The sequence below is a fragment of the Arthrobacter sp. MYb23 genome (assembly GCF_002979775.1).
Lineage (GTDB): Bacteria > Actinomycetota > Actinomycetes > Actinomycetales > Micrococcaceae > Arthrobacter.
In genome coordinates, this window is the sequence record NZ_PCPR01000012.1 from 76,460 (window position 1) to 93,975 (window position 17,516).

Here is a 17,516-nt window from a genome sequence, read left to right on the forward strand (position 1 = left end):
CTGATTGCCAATAGTTGTGTCATTGTGTCGCTTCGGAAGAGCCGGGGCGCCTAGGATGTAAAAACCAACCCGGTCCGCCAGCCAGCGAACCGGATGACTGAGGGAGCAAGGCGATACAGATGGTAAAGCAGCCCGTATCCGTAAACGGCGTTGTCCGCTGGAAGGATGTGGGCTTGGCTGATCAGACACAGAGCGAGCAGAAGGAGCGCAAAATGGTTGTACTACGCCACGAGATCGGTGATGTACTGCGCGATGTCCGCCAGCGTCAGGGCCGTACCCTCCGCGAGGTTTCGCACAGCGCCCGCGTTTCACTCGGCTACTTGAGTGAAGTTGAACGCGGCCAAAAGGAGGCTTCTTCCGAGCTCCTGTCTTCTATCTGCACAGCCCTGGATGTTCCGCTGTCCCACATGCTTCGCGAAGTCAGCGATCGCGTGGCCGTCGCAGAAGGTGTTGCAGTTCCGGACACTGTTCCGCAGGAATTCTCCCAGCGTTATGGTCGCGATCTGGACCTCACGGACGATTTCCCGCAGGGAATGCTCTCCGGAGCCCGGTAACCGTTCCACCATAGTCATGGAGAAGGTCCCCAGCCTGAGGCTGGGGACCTTTTTCGTCGAATGCGCGGAATGTCCGTTGGGGCGGGTGCTGCTCAAACGGCCTCGGTTTTGTCCTCGACGTCGAGCCCTGAATCCTTGACGTTGAGGACGCCATCACCGTAAATGGCGTTAAGGCGGCCCATATAGTCAGCCAAGGTTTGGACGTCCTCCAGCGGCCATTCGCCGAGTCGTTCACGGAATACCTGCCTCCGTGCGTCCTGGACCTGGTGCATCTTCTCCTCACCCTTGTCCGTCAACCGGATGGATTGGGCCCTGCCGTCCTGCGGGTCTGCCTCCTTGTAGACGAGGCCGATGCTCTCCAGGAAGGCGATCTGACGGCTCACAGACGGCTTGCCAACCCCAATGCAGGTGGCAAGGTCCGTGAGCCGGATGGGCCCTTCCCTGCGGATGACCGTAAGGAGCCCGTAGGCAGCAGGTTCCATGTCCGGGTGGACTTGGCGTGACAACTGATGGGAGATCGAACGGGCGCGGCGCCAGAGCAGGCTCAGCTGGTGTTCCACCTGCTGGAGGGCGTCGTCCACGGCGTCGCCTGGCACGGCCGGACCGGGCGTGCTCTGGAGAGGATTGCTCATGGCAACCATTCTAGAGTCCGGCGCCATGAGAGACTCTATCGGTGAGGGCAAGTGACTTTTGGCGACTAATGGACGACGAATTCGGGGCAGGCTACTCCCGGGTCCTGGCCAGCTCCCTGGTACTCGCCGGTGTGGGTGGACGGACCGCCGAAGAGGCGTTGGCCTCCGGCTACCAACCCCGCGAGGTGTGGTTGGCTGTGTGCGAGGTTCAGGATGTCCCTCCCGAGCGAAGGCTGGGCAAGGACATCAAGCCGGCCTCAAACTGACCACATGTGTCTCGCTGGGGTAAAGGGCCCCGGAAGACACACCGTGCCCGTCATTCGAATATCTGTTCGGATGGGGATATGCTCCTGAAAGAGGAAAATTGATCCTGAACGACGCGTCCGGGGCATGCCGACACTCCTGTTTATCCACATAGCAGGGGTTGGCTTGTAAAAATGTCAGGGCGCCGTAATAGCGTCTGACATGACAGGAAAGCGGCCTTTCAGGCCACTCCACAGCGAGAAAGCATCAGAGGTGTGAACCATGGCGGCAGCCCCGGATCGTGAGAAGGCGCTCGAAGCAGCGCTTGCCCAGATCGACAAGCAGTTCGGTAAAGGCTCTATCATGCGTCTGGGTGATGACACCCGGGCACCGATTGAGGTCATTCCCACCGGCTCCATTGCACTGGATGTCGCCCTTGGCATTGGTGGCCTGCCACGTGGCCGCGTCGTGGAAATCTACGGTCCGGAATCCTCGGGTAAAACCACCGTGGCACTTCACGCCGTAGCCAATGCACAGCGCGCCGGCGGCATCGCGGCCTTCATCGACGCCGAACACGCGCTTGACCCGGACTACGCCGCCAAGCTCGGCGTGGACACGGATGCACTCTTGGTCTCCCAGCCGGACACCGGCGAGCAAGCCCTCGAAATCATGGACATGCTGGTGGGTTCCGGCTCGCTGGACATCGTGGTCATCGACTCCGTGGCTGCCTTGGTACCCCGCGCTGAAATCGAAGGCGAAATGGGCGACTCCCACGTTGGCCTCCAGGCCAGGCTCATGAGCCAGGCACTGCGTAAGATCACCGGTCGCTTGAGCCAGACCAAGACCACCGCCATCTTCATCAACCAGCTGCGTGAAAAGATCGGCGTGTTCTTCGGATCTCCGGAAACCACCACGGGTGGTAAGGCGCTGAAGTTCTATGCGTCAGTACGAATCGATGTTCGCCGCATTCAGACCCTGAAGGAAGGCGCGGACTCCGTCGGTAACCGCACCAAGGCAAAGATCGTCAAGAACAAGATGGCACCGCCCTTCAAGATCGCCGAGTTCGACATCATCTACGGTCAGGGCATCTCCCGCGAGGGCGGCATCATTGACATGGGTGTGGAGCACGGCATCATCAAGAAATCGGGTTCGTGGTTCACCTACGATGGCGATCAACTGGGCCAGGGCATGGAGAACTCGCGTCGCTTCCTGCGCGACAACCCTGAGCTCGCCCAGGAGCTGGAGCGCCTGATCAAGGAAAAGCTCGGCGTGGGCGTCGCCAAGGTTGAAGAAGATTCCCCGAAGCTGAAGGCCGTTGACGGCTAGAAGACGGCCGGATCCGGATTCTTCCGTAGCGGCCGATCCTGAACCTGATCCCGAATCCGTGGCGCGTGCCATCGTCTTGAGGCAGTTGACGATGGCGCCGCGGAGCCGGCTGCAGTTGTCCCGGAAGCTCGCGGAGCGGAACGTTCCCGAGGACGTGGCCGAGGCAGTCTTGGATCGCTTCGAAGAAGTTCAGCTGATCGATGATGCCGAGTTTGCCAGGATGTGGGTCAGAAGCCGCTCGCAAAGCAAAAAGCTTGCGAAGGGCGCCATCCGTCGCGAACTGGCAGACAAAGGCATCGAGCTGGATGCGGCTGAAGAAGCACTATCGCAGCTCAGCGACCAAGATGAGGAATTGGCTGCCCGGGAGCTGGTTCGGCGCAAGCTGCGGCCCAGTATGGATCTAAGCGGTCGGGCAGAGCGGGACAAGTACACCCGCCGGCTGGCCTCGATGCTTGCACGCAAAGGCTACGCCCCTTCCATGGCCTTCAGAATCGTCGGTGAGGTGCTGGCTGAAGCCGGTACCCTTGAGTAGTGAGTTTGACCATTCCCTCCCCATCAGCTGCCATCTCTCCTTCCGTGGAGCCCAGTACTGGTACAGAGCCCAGGACCTATCAGGTTCGGACTTTCGGCTGCCAGATGAACGTCCATGATTCAGAGCGCATGGCTGGACTTCTCGAAGAAGCCGGCTACGTGCCCGCTGACGGGGAGGTTGCGGATGTGGTGGTCTTCAACACCTGTGCTGTCCGTGAGAACGCAGACAACAAACTCTACGGAAACCTCGGCCAGCTGCGGCAGGTCAAAGAGGCGAACCCCTCCATGCAGATTGCTGTTGGCGGTTGCCTGGCCCAGAAGGACCGCGAAACCATCGTGAAGAAGGCGCCGTGGGTCGACGCCGTGTTTGGAACCCACAATGTGGGGGCACTGCCAGCCCTGCTCAAGCGCGCACGGCATAACAATGAGGCACAACTGGAGATTCTCGAATCCTTGGACGTGTTTCCGTCTACACTGCCCACCAAGCGTGACTCCGTGTATGCCGGGTGGGTTTCCATCTCCGTGGGCTGCAATAACACCTGCACGTTCTGCATTGTGCCTTCGCTTCGTGGCAAGGAGAAAGACCGGCGTCCGGGGGAGATCCTGGCCGAAATCCAGGCGCTCGTTGATGACGGCGCTGTTGAAGTCACGTTGCTCGGCCAGAACGTGAATTCGTACGGTGTGGAATTCGGTGACCGTCAGGCATTCTCCAAACTCCTGCGTGCCTGCGGTGCAATTGAAGGGTTGGAACGCGTTCGTTTCACCAGCCCGCATCCCGCAGCATTCACCGACGACGTCATTGATGCGATGGCTGAGACACCTAACGCCATGCCTCAATTGCACATGCCGCTGCAGTCCGGCTCGGACAAGGTGCTGAAGGACATGCGCCGTTCCTACCGTTCCAGCAAGTTCCTGGGGATCCTGGACAAGGTGCGTGAACGCATTCCCCATGCCGCCATCACTACGGACATCATCGTTGGCTTCCCGGGCGAAACCGAGGAAGATTTCCAGGCAACCCTGGATGTCGTGGAGAAATCGCGGTTTGCCTCCGCCTTCACGTTCCAGTACTCAAAGCGGCCAGGCACCCCGGCTGCTGACCTTCCGGAGCAACTTCCCAAGGCCGTGGTGCAGGAGCGCTACGAGCGTCTCACGGCGTTGCAGGACCGCATAGCTGCTGAGGAGAACGCCAAGCAGCTGGGCCGTCAAGTGGAGGTCCTGGTCACGGCGCAGTCAGGACGGAAAGCAGGAGAGACACACAGGCTGTCCGGTCGGTCCAAGGACCAAAGGCTGGTGCACTTCTCCGTACCTGCCGGTGCCGGGACTCCGCGGCCGGGCGACTTCGTCACGGTCACCATTACCGAGGCCGCTGCGTTCCACCTGGTAGCTGATCCGGGAACTCCGGAGGATTACGTCCTGCGCCGCTCCCGTGCAGGCGATGCCTGGGATCGGTCACAGGCTGATTCCTGTGGAGTCCCCGCAGCAGGAGCTGCTTCAGGGAAGACAGGTGTGTCGTTGGGCATGCCGTCGCTGCCTGTTCGTCGCGCCTAAGGGCGGACCACAGGATCCTATGTCGCACTTCAGCCAGGAACTTCCGCAGCCTGTCATTGCCGTTGTTGGTCCCACGGGTTCAGGTAAATCGGATCTGGGCGTCAACCTTGCCCTGGCCTTGAACGGTGAAGTCATCAATGCCGACGCCCTGCAGTTTTACCGGGGCATGGACATTGGAACCGCCAAGATCACCAGGGATGAACAACGCGGTGTGCCGCACCATTTGCTGGACATCATGGAGGTCACCCAGGAAGCCAGCGTGGCGGACTTCCAACGTGAATGCCGCTCGGCCATTAGTGATATTCACTCGCGGGGAAAGCGTGCCATCCTTGTGGGCGGTTCCGGTCTCTATGTTCGCGCCGCCCTGGACGTTCTGGAATTTCCTGGAACAGATCCCGAACTCCGTAAGCGCCTGGAAGAAGAGTTCCAAGTGCAAGGGCTTGCGCCGTTGCGTGCCCGGCTTGAAGAAGTGGATCCCGTGTCCGCGGCCCGCCTCGGCGATGCCCGGCGCGTGATCCGGGCTCTGGAGGTGCACGGTCTGACCGGTCGTCCTTTCAGTTCGTTCATGCCACAGCGCGAGTATTTTCAGCCCGCTCTTCAGATCGGGCTGGAGGTGGATCGTGAACAACTGCGGGAACGTCTGGCACTGCGGGTGCACCGGATGGTGGAGGAAGGTCTCCAAGAGGAAGTTGCGCGGCTTGACGCCATCGGATTGCGCAGGGGCAAGACGGCGTCGCGCGCTTTGGGTTACGCCCAATTCCTGAAAGTTCTGGACGGCGTGATGACCGTCGATGCTGCCGCCGAGGAAACCATCGTGGCTACCCGGCAGTTTGCGAGGCGCCAGCTGACGTGGTTCAGGGCAGACCCACGCATCACCTGGCTCGATTGGCAGGATCCGGAGCTCGTGGCCAAGGCGGTCGAGGCAACTCTGGCGGCCGGAAAGTAGCCGGGGCAATTTCTGGCCGAACACGCGTGGCGGGTAGCCTAGATCCATGGATGAAACCGCCGCAGTTCCCGCCCGGCAGCCCGCAAATGCGGATGCTCCGGTGACACTTTCCAGCCTTGCAGGTCTGGCTTTTTCAAAGGGCCACGGAACGGGCAACGACTTTGTCCTGATTGCTGATCCCGGTGACGCCCACGAGATCACCGCCGAGCACGTGGCGCAGTTGTGCGACCGCCATGTAGGCATCGGTGGCGACGGCCTTATTCGGGCGGTGCCGTCCCGCTTCCTCCCTGAAGGCCGCGTTGCCCTGGAACAGGATCCCGAGGCGGAGTGGTTCATGGATTACCGCAACGGTGACGGTTCACTCTCGGAAATGTGTGGCAATGGAGTGCGTGTCTTCGTCCATTTCCTCATTGCCGAGGGTTTGGTGGACCTGGGACCCGGGCAGACACTTGCAATTGGCACCCGCGGTGGAGTCAAGAAGGTGGTACGGACAGCCAATGGCTATGCCGTGGATATGGGCCCGTGGGAGTTCATCTTCCCGGATGAGGCCAAGAGCAAGGCCATGGATGCCTTGGTCAGCGCAGACGGCTTGGAAGTTGCCCGGCCCGGCCTCTCGGTGAGCATGGGTAATCCTCACACGGTGGTTGCACTGGCCGAACTCAGCGAGCTCACGGCCACGCAGCTTTTCAAAGTCCCCGTGGTGGATCCCAAGCCTGTCAACGGAACCAACGTCGAGTTCGTGGTTCCCGCAGAGCCGCTGGTGGCGGACGGCGTAGGAACCATCACCATGCGCGTGCACGAGCGAGGTGTGGGGGAGACGCAGTCCTGTGGCACCGGCGCGTGCGCCGCCGCCGTCGCCATTCGTCACTGGGCCGGCGACTCGGCTCCCAACGACTGGCACGTCAACGTACCGGGCGGTGTGGTGGCCGTGAAGTTCATCCCCGGCGCAGGCGGACGCGAGCATGTGGAACTCAGCGGTCCCGCAGTCATCGTGGCTACAGGGACGCTTTCCGGACCCTGATGATCCTGAACGTCTTGGAGGTACTTTCACGGGAGACCGTGTAAGTACTGTCCAGTTCTGTCGCTAGCCACCGTTGGAGCGAGTCCGAGCCCAGGTTTTTCTGAACGACCAACCAAGCGCTGCCGCCTGGCGCCAGCCGGGGCAGCCACGTCAGCAGCAGAGAGTGAAGTTCGTCCTTGCCGATGCGGATAGGCGGGTTGGACCAGATCGTGTCGAATTCGACGGCGGGATCCACCTCGTGCGGGAGGCTGGCGGTGACGTTCGTGAGGCCGAGCGCAGCAGCGTTCTCGTTGGTCAACGTGATGCATCGCTCATTGACGTCAACGGCGTGAACATGAGCATGTGGTGCCATCAAGCCCAAAGTGAGGGCAATCGGACCCCAGCCGCAGCCGATGTCCAGCAAGTGCCCCTTCGGCGACGGCGGGGGAACTTCGGCGAAGAGAACCGCGGTACCTTTGTCCACGCCGTCGGGGCTGAAGATACCCGACGAGGTCTGCAGCCGGCGCGTGGCTCCAGCAAGTTCCACTGTCAGTGGCTTGCGGGTGAACGGTCCGGCCGGTTGGGCGGTGAAATAGTGTGCAGACTCCATAATTTGCCAGATTAGTTGGCTATCGTCAGCAAGGGAAACCGCCTCCTTCCGCCGCCTGTTTGACAGCGGCTGCTAAAGTGGAGCGCATGTTCTTGATCTTTGAGTAATCAGCCGAAATGCCTGAGTCATCAGGCGTTTAATGGCACCGCCCGCGACGCGGGCCCGGTTTGGCATTTAGCCCGGCCCGGCCCTTCCGCCCGGCAGGTCCCGAAGGCTCTGTCCATAGCTCCTCGTAGTGGAGCCGGACACTCTGAAGATCCCGTCCGCTCATTCGCAGTGAACCGCCATGTTGTACGTGGCCCCCTGCGTTGCCACCGGCAAAGAATCCTCACCTCGGCCCAAGGACCCTCCCCGCGGATTCCACCACGCCATTGTTACAGCAGCCGCCTCCCTGACGGGAGGTTGCCGTTCAGCACACAGGAGGCCCTTTTGGCCGATGCCCGTCAGCCCAGCGCGAATAGCGCCCCATCGAGCACCAAACAGCACTATTCTGGAATTGCCGAACAGTCTAAGGAGACCATGACCACCCAGAAGCACTCCGGATCCGATTCCGACGCCCAGGACATGAGTCCTGAACAAATCCAGGCCGTCATCGACCGGATTCTTTCCAAGGATGTACCTGCGCAGGCATCCGACGACAACGACGCCAATGGTGTGTTCGGCAAGGCGCAGGCGATTTCCACGCTGGACCAGGAACACAGCATCTACGACGGCGACCAGGAAGACCTGGCTGAACGCCGCGCCCTCCGGCGTACCGCGGGACTGTCCACCGAACTTGAGGACGTCACCGAGGTCGAATACCGGCAGCTGCGCCTCGAGCGCGTTGTACTGGCGGGCCTGTGGACCGAGGGGACCCTCGCGGATGCGGAGAACAGTCTGCGTGAGCTTGCCGCACTTGCCGAGACGGCTGGATCCGAGGTGCTGGACGGCCTGGTTCAGCGCCGACAGAAGCCGGACCCCGGGACGTTCCTTGGTTCCGGTAAGGCCCAGGAGCTTAAGGACATCGTCGCAGCCACCGGCGCCGACACCGTGGTGGTTGATACCGAGCTTGCGCCGTCTCAGCGACGTGGACTTGAGGACATCGTGAAGGTCAAGGTAGTTGACCGCACCACGTTGATCCTTGACATCTTTGCCCAGCACGCCAAGAGCCGCGAAGGCAAGGCGCAGGTTGAGCTCGCGCAGCTCGAGTACCTGCTCCCGAGGCTTCGTGGTTGGGGTGACTCCATGTCCCGCCAGGCTGGTGGCCAGGTGGGTGGAGCGGGCGCCGGCATGGGCTCCCGTGGTCCTGGTGAAACCAAGATCGAACTTGATCGGCGGCGAATCCGTACCCGTATGGCCAAGCTGCGTCGTGAAATCGCCGCAATGAAGCCTGCGCGGGAGACCAAGCGGGCCAACCGCCGTCGTAACGCTGTCCCGTCAGTAGCTATTGCCGGGTACACGAACGCTGGCAAGTCCTCCCTCCTCAACCGCCTCACTGACGCCGGTGTCCTGGTGGAGAACGCCCTGTTCGCCACCCTTGATCCCACGGTCCGTAAGGCGCAAACGCCGGACGGCATCGGGTACACCCTCGCAGACACCGTCGGCTTCGTTCGCTCGTTGCCTACCCAGCTGATTGAGGCCTTCCGGTCAACGTTGGAAGAAGTTGCGGACTCGGATCTGATCCTCCACGTCGTGGATGCATCGCACCCCGATCCTGAGGGGCAGATTGCAGCGGTCAGGTCCGTTTTCACCGAAGTGGATGCCCGTAAGGTTCCCGAGATCATCGTCCTCAACAAGGTTGATGTAGCTGATCCCTTCGTGGTGGAGCGTCTTAAGCAGAAAGAACCCCGCCATGCTGTGGTGTCCACCCGCACGGGGCAGGGCATCGCGGAACTGCTCGAAGACATCAGCAGGTCCATTCCCCGGCCTGGTGTGCGCCTTGAACTGCTCATTCCCTACGAGCGCGGGGAAATGATCAACAAGTTGCACAACTCCGACTCGGAAATCCTTAGCCTCGAGCATGAGGAGAACGGGACCCGCGTAGTTGTCATGGTGCGCGAAGGTCTGGCCGCCGAGCTGGAGTCATTCGTCAGCAATGGTTGAGAAGGTGGCGGCGGATGCCGTCAAGTCGGAGGGGGAGAAGGCCACCCTCGAGTTGTTGGACCGGGCTGTTGCAGGTATGGGCGGACAAAGCCGTGCCGGCCAGCACGAAATGGCCAAGCATGTCACCCGGGCCATAGAGACCGGGGAGCATCTACTGGTGCAGGCGGGAACCGGAACGGGTAAGTCACTGGCTTACCTGATTCCGTTGATCGCTCATTCCATGGACAGCGACAAACCGACCCTGGTGTCCACCGCCACCTTGGCACTCCAGACCCAGATCGTGGGCCGGGACCTTCCCCGGCTGCTGGAGACCATCAACCCTGCCCTTGAGCGACCGGTCAATGTGGCGCTGGTCAAAGGCAGGGCCAATTACGTGTGCCTGCAGAAACTCGAAGGCGGGTTCCCCAGCGAGGAGCCCTCCGAAGGACAGCTGTTCTCCCTGGGGGAGGACACCAGCGTCCCGCACTTCGCCGCGTCTATGGGCGGCCCGCAATCCCAGTTGGGTAAGGAAGTGGTCCGCCTCCGGGAATGGGCGGAGAAGACCACCACCGGAGACCGCGACGAACTCATGCCTGGTGTCACTGACAGAGCCTGGCGGCAAGTATCCGTGACGTCCATGGAGTGCCTGGGTGCCCAGAAGTGCCCCGTGGCGGAAGAGTGCTTCAGCGAGCTGGCCCGCTCAAGGGCGGGAGAGGCCGACGTCGTGGTCACCAACCACGCCATGCTGGCTGTCAGCGCCTTCGAAGGCTTGGCTGTATTGCCCGAGTATGACGTGGTGGTGGTTGATGAGGCGCATGAGCTTCAGGACCGGGTAACAGGTGCCGTTTCAGGGCAGCTGTCCGTTGCCATGGTCCACGCGGCAGCATCCAGTGCCCGTAAACACACGGCCATCACTGTGGATGCCCTCAACGCCGCTGCGGACAGCTTGGACATGGCCATAGCCGGCGTGCCCAACGGTTTGTTGCCCAATGGCCTCAACGACGAACAACTCGATTGCCTGGACCAATTGCGCGACGCCACACGCGCGGCGCTCTCGGATTCGAAGACCGATTCCTCTAACGCTGTGGACGGTGGACGGCAACTCGCCCGATCACGGCTTATGCTCATCCTGGAATTGTGCGAGCGGATGCTGGCCGCCAAAGAGAACCGCGAAGTGGTCTGGTTCTCGCGGAACAGCACGTTCGACCCCCAGCAGGGCTACTCGCCACCGGACGAGACAGCTCCGGCTCTCATCAATATCGCCCCGCTCAGTGTCGCAGGGCGGCTTCGGGAGGGCCTCTTTGCCGGCCACACCGTGGTGCTGACCTCCGCCACGCTGGCCATTGGCTCGGCCTTCGAACCAGCGGCTGGTGGTCTTGGCCTGATTGGCGACGGTGCACCGAGCTGGACCGGAATCGATGTCGGTTCGCCCTTTGACTATCCCAAGCAAGGTGTCTTATACGTCGCAAAGCACCTGCCCAAGCCGGGCCGCGGCACCTCGCCTGAGGCGCTGGACGAGTTGGAAGACCTCATCCGCGCATCCGGCGGCGGAGCGCTTTGCCTGTTCTCTTCACGGCGTGCAGCCGAAGAAGCCGCCGATGCCATGCGGCTCCGGTTGGACGTGGATATCCTCTGCCAAGGCGAATCCACCATGGCGGCCCTGGTGAAGCAGTTCGCGGACGAGCCTGACACGTGCCTCTTCGGAACCATGTCACTATGGCAAGGCGTCGACGTTCCCGGTGGCTCATGCCGTCTGGTGGTCATTGACCGCATACCCTTCCCACGTCCTGATGATCCCCTGATGACCGCACGTTCCAGGGCAGTGGCCCAATCGGGCGGGAACGGTTTCATGGCTGTGTCAGCCACTCACGCTGCCATTCGCCTGGCTCAGGGCGCAGGCCGGCTTATCCGCTCTACGGGAGACAAAGGGGTTGTGGCGGTACTCGACTCGCGGCTGTCGACGGAGCGCTATGGGGGCTTCCTGCGCGCTGCCCTGCCGCCGTTCTGGGCTACGACGGACCGGACAGTGGTGCGTGGTGTCTTGGAGCGTCTGGGCTCGGCTAAGACCCCGTGAGCAAGGCCTGCAGCTAAGCCCGCCGGGCGCGCTTAGAGGGAGCGCAGTACGGAAACGACCTTGCCCATGATGGTGGCTTGATCTCCGAGGATGGGCTCGTACTGGGTATTCTGCGGGAGCAGCCAGGTGTGGCCATCCCGCTGCCGGAATGTCTTCACTGTTGCTTCGTCATCCAGCAGGGCGGCAACGATGTCGCCGTTGATGGCATCGTTCTGGCGCCGGACCACTACCCAGTCGCCATCACAGATGGCGGCGTCAATCATGGAATCGCCGGCTACCTTCAGCATGAACAGTTCGCCATGCCCCACAAGTTGCCGGGGGAGTGCCAGGACGTCTTCCACCGTCTGGTCAGCCAGGATCGGGCCACCGGCTGCGATGCGTCCCACCAACGGGACCATGGCGGTATCACTGGCGCTGGCGAGTTCAGTGACGGCAAGTCCGCCGGCGCTGCGAAGGGTAGCAGGAGCGTCGACGCCGGGAATGGATCCGCCATCGAGGGTGAGGGGCATCAGAACTTCCATGGCGCGTGGGCGCTTGGGATCCCTGCGGAGGTAACCGAGCTTCTCCAGCTGGGACAGCTGGTGCGTGACGCTGGACAAACTGGCCAGACCCACGGTGTCGCCGATTTCACGCATGCTGGGCGGGTAGCCGTTGTCATTGACCGATCGCTGGATGGTCTCCAGGATCTTTTTCTGCCGGACAGTCAGGCTTTTGGGACTCTTTTGAGGCTGTTGGCTCCGCAGGGGTGCCCCGCCGCCTGTGGCTTTCGCTGCCATGTTCGCCAATGCCTTTCCATTCCGCCCCGATGAGTGCCCGGGGTTGTCGGGTCTGAAAAAAATGTCAGACCCTCCTGTTCCACTGAAACAGTGCTGTTTCTTCACTCAAACGTAGGGCAGGCACAGGCGTTTATCAAACATTTGTTCTAGCGAGTCTCGACACCGTTCGTTGATAAGTGCTAAAAATGTCATAGCAAGGTTCGAATATGTGTTCTATAAACCTGATGCTGAAGCCGGATGTTCGAACAAAGCGTTCGAACATCGGGGGTCACGGCAGGGGAACACCAAGAATTGGCAGCCAAGCACCGGGCACTCCGGAGCCTGGCAATAGCTCAGAAGGGCTCAGCTCATGTCCGCAGTCACTACGTTCGCTGATTTCCGCACTACTCAGGCGCCAGCTCGCCTGCGCCTCACCCGCCGTGGACGGATCGTCTTCTTCGGCATCCCAGCCATGCTGTTGGTGGCGGCGTTGCTGAGTCTTGCCGGTTTTATCAACTCCCCGGCAAAGGCCGCAGACTCGCAGTCTCAACTGCGTCCGCCTGTTGCGGTCACGGTCACGGTCCAGCCGGGCCAGTCACTGTGGGGCATCGCAGGCGCGGCTGCCCCGGAGCGGGACCCCCGTGATGTCATCGCCGAGATCATCCAGCTGAACGACCTCCGGGGCGGCCGTATCCTGCCCGGCCAGCAGCTGTTCGTCCCTGCAAACTGATCCGCTCAGCGTCTTCGAAAACCGATGGTCGGGCGTCACAGTTAGTCGGCAGTCCCGGCCGCCCCTTAAACTGGGTTGGTGAGTGACCAGCTTGAGCGACTTGACCGACTTCCCCTTCGGACCAACCTGCGTGGACTGAGCCCCTACGGCGCACCGCAGCTTGATGTCCCCGTCCTGCTCAACGTCAACGAGAACACTCATGGTGTCCCTGCCGACGTCCAGGCCGCTATCACTGAGGCCGTCGCCGCCGCGGCCACGGGACTCAACCGTTACCCGGATCGAGAATTCACTGAACTCCGCCAAGCCCTTGCCGAATACTTGGGCCACGGACTCTCTCCGGATAACATCTGGGCCGCCAATGGCTCCAATGAAGTTCTGCAGCAGATCCTCCAGGCCTTTGGTGGACCTGGCCGCAAAGCCTTGGGGTTCCCTCCCACGTACTCCATGTACCCCCTGCTAGCGAGTGGCACTGACACTGAGTATGTCTCCGGAGTCCGCGCGGACGATTACGGGCTGGACGCCGAATCGGCCGCTGCCCAGGTCCGCGAAACGGGTGCCAACATTGTTTTCCTGTGCTCGCCCAACAACCCCACGGGCACGGGCTTGGGATTGGACGTCGTCGAGGCCGTTTACGAGGCCGGCGAAGCCAGCCAGGCCATAGTGATCGTGGACGAGGCCTACCACGAGTTCGCGCACGACAATACGCCGAGCGCCCTGACCCTGCTGCCCGGACGTGAGCGGCTGATTGTCTCGCGCACCATGAGTAAGGCCTTCGCCCTTGCCGGTGCCAGGCTCGGGTACATGGCGGCGGCTCCTGAAGTCACCGATGCTATTCGGTTGGTTCGCCTTCCGTACCACCTGTCTGCTGTTACCCAGGCAACCGCCCTCGCTGCGCTGAACCACCGCGAAGCCCTCATGGCCGACGTCGAAGACATCAAGGTCCAACGCGACAGGATTGTTACTGAACTGCTTCGCATGGGCCTCAAGCCTGCTGCTTCCGACTCCAACTATGTCTTCTTCGGCGGACTGGAGGAGCCGCACGCCATCTGGCAGGGCCTGCTCGAGGCCGGTGTGCTGATTCGAGATGTCGGCATCCCCGGGCATTTGCGTGTCACCGCAGGAACGGAGCCGGAAACCACTGCCTTCCTGGAGGCTTTGGAAACCCTACTGGACGGCGCCACGCCACACCGCGCCTAAACTTGTTCCTAGACCCAACCCACCCTTCGTGTATAAGGACGTCCCAATGAGCGAAACCGGCGCCATGCCGACCGCTGCCCGCACCGCGCGCATGGAGCGCACCACCAGTGAATCGTCGGTCCTGGTGGAGATTAACCTGGACGGTTCAGGTGTCTCGGATATCAGCACCTCGGTTCCGTTCTATGACCACATGCTGACGGCCCTGTGCAAGCACTCCCTGATTGACATGACCGTCAAGGCCACTGGGGACACCCACATTGACGCGCACCACACCGTGGAAGACGTTGCCATCACCTTTGGCGAGGTCCTTCGCACAGCCTTGGGCAACAAGGCCGGCATTCGTCGCTTCGGTGAAGCAACGGTTCCTTTGGACGAAGCCTTGGCGCACGCCGTCGTCGATGTCTCCGGACGTCCCTACCTGGTGCACGGTGGCGAGCCGGCCGGACAGGAATACCACCTGATCGGCGGACACTTCACGGGATCGTTGACGCGACACGTCTTTGAAGCCATCACGCTGCACGCCGGCATCTGTCTCCACATGAATGTGCTGGCTGGCCGCGACCCCCACCACATCGTTGAGGCCCAGTTCAAGGCCTTTGCCCGCGCGCTGCGTGCAGCTGTTGAGTCCGATCCCCGTGTGGAGGGCATTCCGTCCACCAAAGGCGCGCTGTGAGCGGCCAGATTCTGAACAACGGAGCTGTGGCCGACGCCATAGCGTCCGTAAAGCCGGAGTCGCCTGAGGGCAAGCCCACTGTCACCGTCCTCGACTATGGATCGGGCAACGTGAGGTCCGCTGTGCGCGCTCTTGAACGCGCCGGCGCCCACGTGGTGCTCAGTTCAAAGCCTGAGGACGTCCTCAATGCTGATGGTCTGGTGGTGCCCGGAGTCGGTGCTTACGAGACTGTGATGAAGGAACTTAAGTCCGTTGATGCCATCCGTATGATCGGACGCAGGGTTGCCGGTGGTCGTCCTGTACTGGCCATCTGCGTAGGCTTGCAGGTCCTCTTCGAAGCCGGTGTTGAGCATGGCACCGAATCCGAAGGTATGGCCGAATGGCCCGGCAAGGTTGAGCTCCTTCCCGCTCCCGTGGTTCCGCACATGGGCTGGAACACCGTGGACGTCCCGGAAGGCTCCAAGCTCTTTGCCGGAGTTGAACAGGAACGTTTCTACTTTGTGCACTCCTACGGTGTTCAAGAATGGAATTTCGACGTCGTTCAGCCCCGGATGGCTCCTCCCATGGTGACGTGGTCAGAGCACGGTGCACGCTTCATTGCCGCAGTGGAGAACGGCCCCCTCTGCGCCACACAGTTCCACCCGGAGAAGTCAGGCGACGCCGGAGCACAGCTCCTGCGGAATTGGGTGGACAGCCTCCGCAAGCCCGCTCAGGAAGCATCCGGAAGCGGTGCAGCCTAAATGTGGTGGTCTGTAATACTTATGGGCCTCGCGGGCTTGCTGGTGGGTGGGGGTATTTCCTTCCACCAGCAGAAAAAGCCGCGGTGGGTTTCCATTTCTTTCTACGTGCTGGCAGGGATGTCCCTGCTGGCCGCTTATCTCCTGACGCTGGGTAACTGAACCAGGCGCTCAACAAGCCCGCGTCACCTTTCAAACTCCAAGGACACACATGACCTCCTCCGCCCAGTCCGTTCTGGAACTCCTGCCCGCCGTTGACATTGTTGACGGCCAAGCGGTCCGCCTCCTGCAGGGAGAAGCCGGCTCGGAAACCAGCTACGGGACACCGCTGGAAGCAGCATTGAACTGGCAGAACGCCGGTGCGGAATGGGTTCACATGGTGGACCTCGACGCCGCTTTCGGGCGTGGAAACAACGCCGCGCTGATCAGCGATGTCGTGTCGCAGCTCAGCGTTAAGGTGGAGCTCTCCGGCGGTTTGCGGGACGACGAGTCCCTGGAGCGTGCACTGGAACTGGGCGTCGCGCGCGTGAACCTCGGCACGGCAGCGTTGGAGAACCCGGAGTGGACCCGTAGGGCAATCGACCGCTTCGGTGACAAAATCGCCGTCGGCCTTGATGTCCGCGGCACAACGCTTGCCGGACGCGGTTGGACCAAAGAAGGCGGCGACCTCTGGGAGGTTCTGGCACGCCTTGAAGATGCAGGCTGTGCCCGCTACGTTGTCACCGACGTCACCAAGGACGGCACGCTTCAGGGCCCGAACGTGGAACTACTCCGGCAGATGGTGGAGAAGACCGGCAAGCCGGTGGTCGCCTCCGGCGGTATCTCCAGCCTGGAAGACCTCCGTGCTCTCCGTGAACTGGTGCCGCTGGGTGTTGAAGGCGCGATCGTTGGCAAGGCTCTCTACGCCGGCGCCTTCACACTGCCCGAAGCGCTGGACGTTGCCGGCCGCCGCTGATGCATCACGACGAAGGTCATCAGCAGGAGGATCGAGGCCATGCGAGGCGCGAGCTTCCCGGCCACATCGCGGCCGCATTGGCCGGTGCCGGGGGAGCGGCTGACTCTGCCGGCCAGCCGTGGTCCGGTAGAAGCCTCAGCGGTGATGACGCCAAGATTCATAACTTCGAAGACGACGATGGCTCGGCGGATCCTGGCTATGTTGCCGCCATTGAGGCGCTGATCGAGGGGACGGGCAGCGAGGCTGGCGTTGTAGCTTCCCTGGCTACAGCACGGGTGTTCGTTCCGGTCGTTGCCCAGCTGGCGGAGGAAGCAGAAGGCGTCGACGGACTGCACGCTGACAAGCAAGCCGATATGGCATTGGTCACACTCAAAGCTCCTGATGGCCGCACGGCCATGCCGGTCTTTTCGTCCGCTGCCGCCCTTGAGGCATGGCATGCGGAGGCGCGTCCCGTGGCCGTTTACGCCGCGCGTGCGGCCCTATCCGCGGTTTCGGAGGGCGCGCAGCTGTTGGTCATGGACCCTGGCTCCGACTTCGCATTCGTGGTGCGGCGCCCTGCGATGTGGGCCCTGGCCCAGCAGAAGAACTGGACGCCGTCATACCTTGATGATCAACTGGAGACAGCTCTCGCTTCAACGGTCTCGTCATTTCGGACGGTCCGTCGCCTTGAGACGCAGCCCGGTGGAGGCGTTGCGTCGCTGACAGCTGACGGTCGCCAGGTGTCCGGGGGCGGTGCAGGGCCGGAACTGCGTGTGGTGCTCTTCCTTGAAGATGGACTCGACGCCGTGGCTGTGCAGACGCTCGTTGCTCAACTGAACGATGCCTGGGCACGGATGGATTCCTTTGCCGAAGGCGTTGATTCCATGGAAGTAAAACTGCAGCGCGCCGCACAGGAGCCCGCGCGGCATTAATGGCGGTGCCGGTTCCCGGGGCTGCCCTGGGGA

The 17,516-nt window shown here is 61.9% G+C and carries 19 protein-coding genes; 16 read left to right on the forward strand and 3 right to left on the reverse strand.

Features of this window, described 5'->3' with window-relative positions:
- Positions 1-119: 119 nt before the first annotated feature.
- Positions 120-554 (forward strand): helix-turn-helix domain-containing protein, encoded by a 435-nt coding sequence (locus CQ020_RS13660; protein ID WP_024820363.1) that lies wholly within the window; start codon positions 120-122, stop codon positions 552-554.
- Between the two features lie 92 nt (positions 555-646).
- Here CQ020_RS13660 and CQ020_RS13665 read toward each other — a convergent pair whose 3' ends face one another.
- On the reverse strand, positions 647-1,186 hold the full coding sequence (locus tag CQ020_RS13665; RefSeq protein WP_181151880.1) for a MarR family winged helix-turn-helix transcriptional regulator: 540 nt from the start codon (positions 1,184-1,186) through the stop codon (positions 647-649).
- A gap of 68 nt (positions 1,187-1,254) precedes the next feature.
- Here CQ020_RS13665 and CQ020_RS13670 point away from each other — a divergent pair, with 68 nt between their 5' ends.
- The 6 genes from CQ020_RS13670 (at position 1,255) to dapF (ending at position 6,801) form a co-directional block, all read left to right on the forward strand.
- Complete coding sequence (locus tag CQ020_RS13670; protein WP_258141885.1) at positions 1,255-1,452, forward strand: DUF3046 domain-containing protein; 198 nt, start codon at positions 1,255-1,257, stop codon at positions 1,450-1,452.
- A 259-nt stretch (positions 1,453-1,711) separates the two neighbouring features.
- Positions 1,712-2,755: a recombinase RecA gene (gene recA / locus CQ020_RS13675; RefSeq protein WP_062067643.1), complete on the forward strand. Its 1,044-nt coding sequence runs from the start codon at positions 1,712-1,714 to the stop codon at positions 2,753-2,755.
- The gene (locus CQ020_RS13680) at positions 2,745-3,287 is read left to right on the forward strand and encodes a regulatory protein RecX (RefSeq protein ID WP_105692338.1); all 543 of its coding nucleotides are present in this window, start codon (positions 2,745-2,747) and stop codon (positions 3,285-3,287) included. The genes recA and CQ020_RS13680 overlap by 11 nt, the downstream gene beginning before the upstream one ends.
- Positions 3,287-4,834 carry a tRNA (N6-isopentenyl adenosine(37)-C2)-methylthiotransferase MiaB gene (miaB, locus tag CQ020_RS13685; protein ID WP_105692339.1) on the forward strand — a complete coding sequence of 516 codons (1,548 nt, stop codon included), beginning with the start codon at positions 3,287-3,289 and terminating at the stop codon, positions 4,832-4,834. Before CQ020_RS13680 ends, miaB begins: the two co-directional genes overlap by 1 nt.
- Positions 4,835-4,853: 19 nt before the next feature.
- On the forward strand, positions 4,854-5,780 hold the full coding sequence (gene miaA, locus CQ020_RS13690; protein WP_105692340.1) for a tRNA (adenosine(37)-N6)-dimethylallyltransferase MiaA: 927 nt from the start codon (positions 4,854-4,856) through the stop codon (positions 5,778-5,780).
- Positions 5,781-5,826: 46 nt separating this feature from the next.
- Positions 5,827-6,801 carry a diaminopimelate epimerase gene (gene dapF / locus CQ020_RS13695; RefSeq protein WP_105692341.1) on the forward strand — a complete coding sequence of 325 codons (975 nt, stop codon included), beginning with the start codon at positions 5,827-5,829 and terminating at the stop codon, positions 6,799-6,801.
- Here dapF and CQ020_RS13700 read toward each other — a convergent pair.
- Positions 6,776-7,390 carry a class I SAM-dependent methyltransferase gene (locus CQ020_RS13700; protein WP_105692342.1) on the reverse strand — a complete coding sequence of 205 codons (615 nt, stop codon included), beginning with the start codon at positions 7,388-7,390 and terminating at the stop codon, positions 6,776-6,778. The genes dapF and CQ020_RS13700 overlap by 26 nt on opposite strands.
- 519 nt (positions 7,391-7,909) lie before the next feature.
- Between CQ020_RS13700 and hflX the strand changes: the two genes are divergently transcribed.
- Together hflX and CQ020_RS13710 are read left to right on the forward strand one after the other, a co-directional pair.
- Entirely contained in the window at positions 7,910-9,472 is a 1,563-nt protein-coding gene (gene hflX, locus CQ020_RS13705; RefSeq protein WP_024820371.1) for a GTPase HflX, read from the forward strand.
- Positions 9,465-11,525 (forward strand): ATP-dependent DNA helicase, encoded by a 2,061-nt coding sequence (locus CQ020_RS13710; RefSeq protein ID WP_105692343.1) that lies wholly within the window; start codon positions 9,465-9,467, stop codon positions 11,523-11,525. The genes hflX and CQ020_RS13710 overlap by 8 nt, the downstream gene beginning before the upstream one ends.
- A gap of 32 nt (positions 11,526-11,557) precedes the next feature.
- Here CQ020_RS13710 and lexA read toward each other — a convergent pair whose 3' ends face one another.
- Positions 11,558-12,301: a transcriptional repressor LexA gene (gene lexA / locus CQ020_RS13715; protein WP_105692344.1), complete on the reverse strand. Its 744-nt coding sequence runs from the start codon at positions 12,299-12,301 to the stop codon at positions 11,558-11,560.
- 349 nt (positions 12,302-12,650) lie between these two features.
- Here lexA and CQ020_RS13720 point away from each other — a divergent pair, with 349 nt between their 5' ends.
- From CQ020_RS13720 to CQ020_RS13745, 7 genes are all read left to right on the forward strand, one after another.
- Entirely contained in the window at positions 12,651-13,010 is a 360-nt protein-coding gene (locus CQ020_RS13720) for a LysM peptidoglycan-binding domain-containing protein (protein WP_024820374.1), read from the forward strand.
- Positions 13,011-13,088: 78 nt separating this feature from the next.
- Positions 13,089-14,207, forward strand: a complete 1,119-nt coding sequence (locus tag CQ020_RS13725; protein WP_105692383.1) for a histidinol-phosphate transaminase — start codon at positions 13,089-13,091, stop codon at positions 14,205-14,207.
- Between the two features lie 46 nt (positions 14,208-14,253).
- A complete protein-coding gene (gene hisB / locus CQ020_RS13730) occupies positions 14,254-14,880 on the forward strand; it encodes an imidazoleglycerol-phosphate dehydratase HisB (RefSeq protein WP_105692345.1) in 627 nt (208 codons plus the stop codon).
- Positions 14,877-15,620: an imidazole glycerol phosphate synthase subunit HisH gene (hisH, locus tag CQ020_RS13735; RefSeq protein WP_105692346.1), complete on the forward strand. Its 744-nt coding sequence runs from the start codon at positions 14,877-14,879 to the stop codon at positions 15,618-15,620. The genes hisB and hisH overlap by 4 nt, the downstream gene beginning before the upstream one ends.
- Positions 15,621-15,779, forward strand: a complete 159-nt coding sequence (locus CQ020_RS24205) for a hypothetical protein (RefSeq protein ID WP_011774318.1) — start codon at positions 15,621-15,623, stop codon at positions 15,777-15,779.
- Between the two features lie 49 nt (positions 15,780-15,828).
- Complete coding sequence (gene priA / locus CQ020_RS13740; protein ID WP_105692347.1) at positions 15,829-16,572, forward strand: bifunctional 1-(5-phosphoribosyl)-5-((5-phosphoribosylamino)methylideneamino)imidazole-4-carboxamide isomerase/phosphoribosylanthranilate isomerase PriA; 744 nt, start codon at positions 15,829-15,831, stop codon at positions 16,570-16,572.
- Positions 16,572-17,483 (forward strand): SseB family protein, encoded by a 912-nt coding sequence (locus CQ020_RS13745; protein WP_105692348.1) that lies wholly within the window; start codon positions 16,572-16,574, stop codon positions 17,481-17,483. Before priA ends, CQ020_RS13745 begins: the two co-directional genes overlap by 1 nt.
- Positions 17,484-17,516: the final 33 nt, after the last annotated feature.